Source organism: Roseomonas chloroacetimidivorans, assembly GCF_049629625.1.
Lineage (GTDB): Bacteria > Pseudomonadota > Alphaproteobacteria > Acetobacterales > Acetobacteraceae > Roseomonas > Roseomonas chloroacetimidivorans.
Genome location: NZ_JBNBZS010000194.1, coordinates 1 through 3,744 on the forward strand (window position 1 = coordinate 1; position 3,744 = coordinate 3,744).

Annotated in this window: 4 protein-coding genes and 1 pseudogene; all 5 read right to left on the bottom strand. The window is 63.5% G+C overall.

What is annotated here, in order from left to right; translation table 11 throughout:
- Positions 1-122 precede the first annotated feature (122 nt).
- The 5 genes and pseudogenes from ACO1BU_RS37795 to ACO1BU_RS36325 all read right to left on the bottom strand — a co-directional run bounded on the left by ACO1BU_RS37795 (position 123) and on the right by ACO1BU_RS36325 (position 3,444).
- Positions 123-650 carry a hypothetical protein gene (locus tag ACO1BU_RS37795; protein WP_481133268.1) on the bottom strand — a complete coding sequence of 176 codons (528 nt, stop codon included), beginning with the start codon at positions 648-650 and terminating at the stop codon, positions 123-125.
- Positions 651-1,319: 669 nt separating this feature from the next.
- Positions 1,320-1,535, bottom strand: coding sequence for a hypothetical protein (locus ACO1BU_RS36310; protein WP_424140733.1), 216 nt, complete (start codon positions 1,533-1,535; stop codon positions 1,320-1,322).
- A 4-nt stretch (positions 1,536-1,539) separates the two neighbouring features.
- Positions 1,540-1,674, bottom strand: a pseudogene (locus ACO1BU_RS36315) (ISAzo13-like element transposase-related protein); the annotation flags it as partial.
- 729 nt (positions 1,675-2,403) lie between these two features.
- Positions 2,404-2,853, bottom strand: coding sequence for a DUF2383 domain-containing protein (locus ACO1BU_RS36320; protein ID WP_424140734.1), 450 nt, complete (start codon positions 2,851-2,853; stop codon positions 2,404-2,406).
- Between the two features lie 189 nt (positions 2,854-3,042).
- Complete coding sequence (locus ACO1BU_RS36325; protein WP_424140735.1) at positions 3,043-3,444, bottom strand: hypothetical protein; 402 nt, start codon at positions 3,442-3,444, stop codon at positions 3,043-3,045.
- Positions 3,445-3,744 lie beyond the last annotated feature (300 nt).

A 3,744-nucleotide genomic window follows, 5' to 3' on the forward strand; every position in this document is an offset into this window, starting at 1 on the left:
AAGTCTACAACCGTCGGCCGTACTGCTCCCCGGCCCCGTCCCCCTGCCAAACCCAAAGGCGTGGCAGGTGATCATGATCACCGGATTGGGTGATCACCTTCGGCTGGAACAGCCGATCAGGATCACCGGAATACGCACTCGACGAAGAACTCGGGCTGCAGCGCCGAATTCACCCGGTTGTGCTTCGTCCAGTAATGGAAGTGCTCGGTGAGGCGGTAGGAGGTCGCAGCGAACGGGAACTCATCCGCATTGCCGAACTGAGACAGGTCGCTCTCGAACAGCCGCGACACCGGGTTGCCCCGCATGCGCGGGTTCAGCACGTTCGGCACCGGGCTCTCAAAGGGCTCCATATGCGACGGGAAGGGCCCATCCCGCATCATGCCCCAGGCAAAGAGGCGCGAGACCCCCTCCTGGTTCATGATGAAGGGACCGACATCCCCGGGCTTCGCATTGGGCGCGATGTCCGGCACGTCGTAGCCCGTCCACTTCGCCCCGTCCCACTCGATGAGCTTGCGGGAGGGATCCCACGGTCGGCCCTGCACGTCGCAGGAGGCGCGATTGTACAGGGTCCGCCGATTCAGCAGCCAGGTGAAGGTCCAGTTGAGATAGGCGCCCGTCTCGTCGGGGTCGTTGTTGTCGCGGCGGGCCATGTTGTTGCCCGCCTCGTTGAAGCAGCCCGAGAAGTGCTACACGCCGCACATGGTCGTGCCGTCGTCCCGCAGCTGCGAGAAGTTCAGCAGCTGCTTGCCGGCGGCAGAACCGCGACGTCTCCATCTCCAGCGGGTCCATCGTGACGAGGAACTTGAGCTTAGAGAGCGAGGACGTGACCTTCCCGCGGTTTGGGAAGGCGAGCACGGGATTGAAGCCTTGGCAGAGATAGCCGTTGACCTTGCCCGAGTTCATCAGCTCGAACATACGCAGCACGTCATAGGCCGGCACGTCGAGCTTGGGCAGGTAGTCATAGGCCCAGCCATTCTCAGCGGTCGCATGATCGCCCCACATGGCCTTCTGGAAGCTCACCGTGAACTTCCGGTAGTTCTGCCAATAGCTGGTCTGGCACGGACGAAGCGGCCGGAACTGCCGACTCTTCATATAGGTCTCGAAGTCGACCTCCTGGTCCGTCGGCATGTTCAGATAGCCGGCGAGCAGGTGCGACATCAGGCCCAGATCAGCCAGGCCGTCTCGTTGGTGGTGGCGGAGGCGGCGAGCATGCCCGTCGTCGTTCAGCGGTTCACCGGCACGCCCGCCGCGTTCTTCGCCAGGAAGTTCGCGTCGCGGTCGTCCTTCATCAGCCGCGCGATCCGGTCGAGCGCCGCATCTCAGGAGATCGGCTCGGACCTGTCGGATCCGGGCTTGCGCACCCGCGGCTGGGTCAGCCGGGTCGGCGAGTGGACGAAATCCTTCAGTGCCGCGCCCTTGGGGCAGAGCGTGCCGAGATTCTTTGGGTGATCGACGTCACCCTCGATATGAATGATATCCGCCTGCTCGCCCCTACGGACATCACCCTTGGAATACAGGATGACTCCGCAAGCCACGGAGCTTGCCCATCTTGGGCAACTCGAAGTCGTGCACCCGCACCGGCTCGGGTTGGCCCTTCGCGCGCAGTTCGCGGCCGGGGTTGTTGAAGTCGCCTACCAATTCTTTCTTCTTGGTATCCACCGAGATGGCTGGCTGGTCCACCGCAATCGCCGCCTGCACCGTCGCATTGATGTGCCGGCTGCTGAGCGACCGCGCGCTGGCGCTCGCTACCCGGGCGTCTGACCCGCGTGCCGATCGGATTGCGCCCGCTCCCGAGCTCCACAATCGCCCGCCGGATGGTGCTGCGCGCCAGACCGGTCGCCGCGAACAGCCGCCGGCCACGCCCGTCCAGGAACTTGCAGGCTTGCTGATACCGCGTGCGGATGTCGTCGACCTCAATCACTCCAGCAGCTTACCCCAACGAGGCCGGGAACTGTCAGCCTCTTTCGGCTCCGATCCGGCGAGTAGCCATCCCATCAGATTCAGTTATTTCACATCGAACCCTGAGCACGAAGCAAGCTCACCCGCCCCAAACCCGAGACGCCTGAAAGGCGCGCCGGGCCAGACGACATCACCCGCGCACGCCTCATCGCTGAGGATCAAGGAGATTTCACAACCGGACACCCGGCCTGTCTCGGAAGGACCTGTGCGGTGCATCTGATTCTGGTCATGTCGGCCGCGGCCGGGTTACTCGTTGGAGCGGTGAGTTCCTTGAGGCTTGACTTCACCATCCTATGAACGAGGCAGCGGGCGAAGAGCACGGCAGAGGTGGCGCGGGGGACAGTACGAAGGAGCTGATCACGGCTGGCAAGTTCTCTGCCTGTTCTTTGCCGGCCGGCGGCTTCTGCCGCGCTGACCCATGCACGACGTTGTTTGCGAATAGCGTCAGCCCGTGGAGGCGGCGTTGGACATCCACTCGCGGTGGCGTAGCTCATCCGCATAGGCCCGTTTGAAAATGGCCAGCGCCTCCGGCGTCGCCTCGGTGTGCCGGGACGCGCGGTCATAGGCGGTCACCGTATCCTCTTCGTTGGAGCGCATCGCCGTGAGGATGGCGCTGTCGCCCATGATGCTGGCCAGCGCCACCTTGCCCGTGGTCAGCATCTGCTTAGCATCTCCCTCCTGGTACGGCGCCGCCCCAACAGCGGCAGCGAGTTGGGTCAGCTCCTGGACGTGCCGGTCGTGGTCGGACTTGAACTCGGCGATTTCTGCCTTGTAGCTGGGGTTTTCCAGGCGCTCGATCGTCTGCTCATAAGCCGCGATCGCGTCGTGCTCGAGCAGGAGGAGGTTTTCCACCAGGCCTGCCAGCGTCGCTTCGGTTCCAACCATGGTCACCATTGTGAGGTCTCCCTGTTCGAGCGTGAGGAGATGATGTGGCATCCCGTTCTGGGCGATACGGCCAACGGAGCGCCTCCAAGTGGCCGAACGGCTTTCGCTGCTCTGCGTTGCAGCCCTGGATCACCTTCTTGCAGGGATCGGTCCGGAGGCTGGTCTCGGGTAGGCTGAAGGTAGGGTGATGCCCTACGGTCACTCGGAGGCGCCCAGCTCGCTATTCAAAGCGAACCAGGACTGCCGGAACCACATCCCGCGACAGCCGCACCGCCTGACGAACTGGGCGGCGCATGATGCCCCTTTGCGTGCCCGAAGCAGCCTGACGGTGTGGTTTTCAGAGGCGGCGATCGCGGCATGGCAGGCCGAGCCGCGCACCACTCGGGGCGGGCAGCCCTCGTATTTGGCCTTGGCGATCCCTTGCTCGACCAGATCAATGATTCCGTCGCATCGTTCACCGCGGATGGCGCATTCGACTGGGGAGACGTCTATACCGAAGTCATGGCACGTCATCCGGACGTTGAGGTGATCGTGCCACCACGATGCGGCGCAGTGCCGTGCGCAGCGGTCGAGACCGCGCCGAGCCAGCGCGACGGGCACGTCGGAGTTATCGCAGAACTTGGCCGCATGGGTCGGCAGAAGGCCTCTGGCTACAACTGGCGTGCTCTGGTCGACGAGTGTCGGTGCATCACTGCGCGAAGGTCCAGTCTGCCCGCCTCGCGGTGTTCTACTTGCCCGGACCCGATCATTAAGTTCGAGCGCTGTTCCGCTTGCATTGCTCGAACGAAGCCGCTGAGATAGCGGTCCTATGCCCACTGGGTAGTACTTTCCTCCTGGAGAGGATAGTTTCCTCTGCCTGCAAAGGAGCAGGCGACGAGCAAAGGTCCAACAATCAAGCCA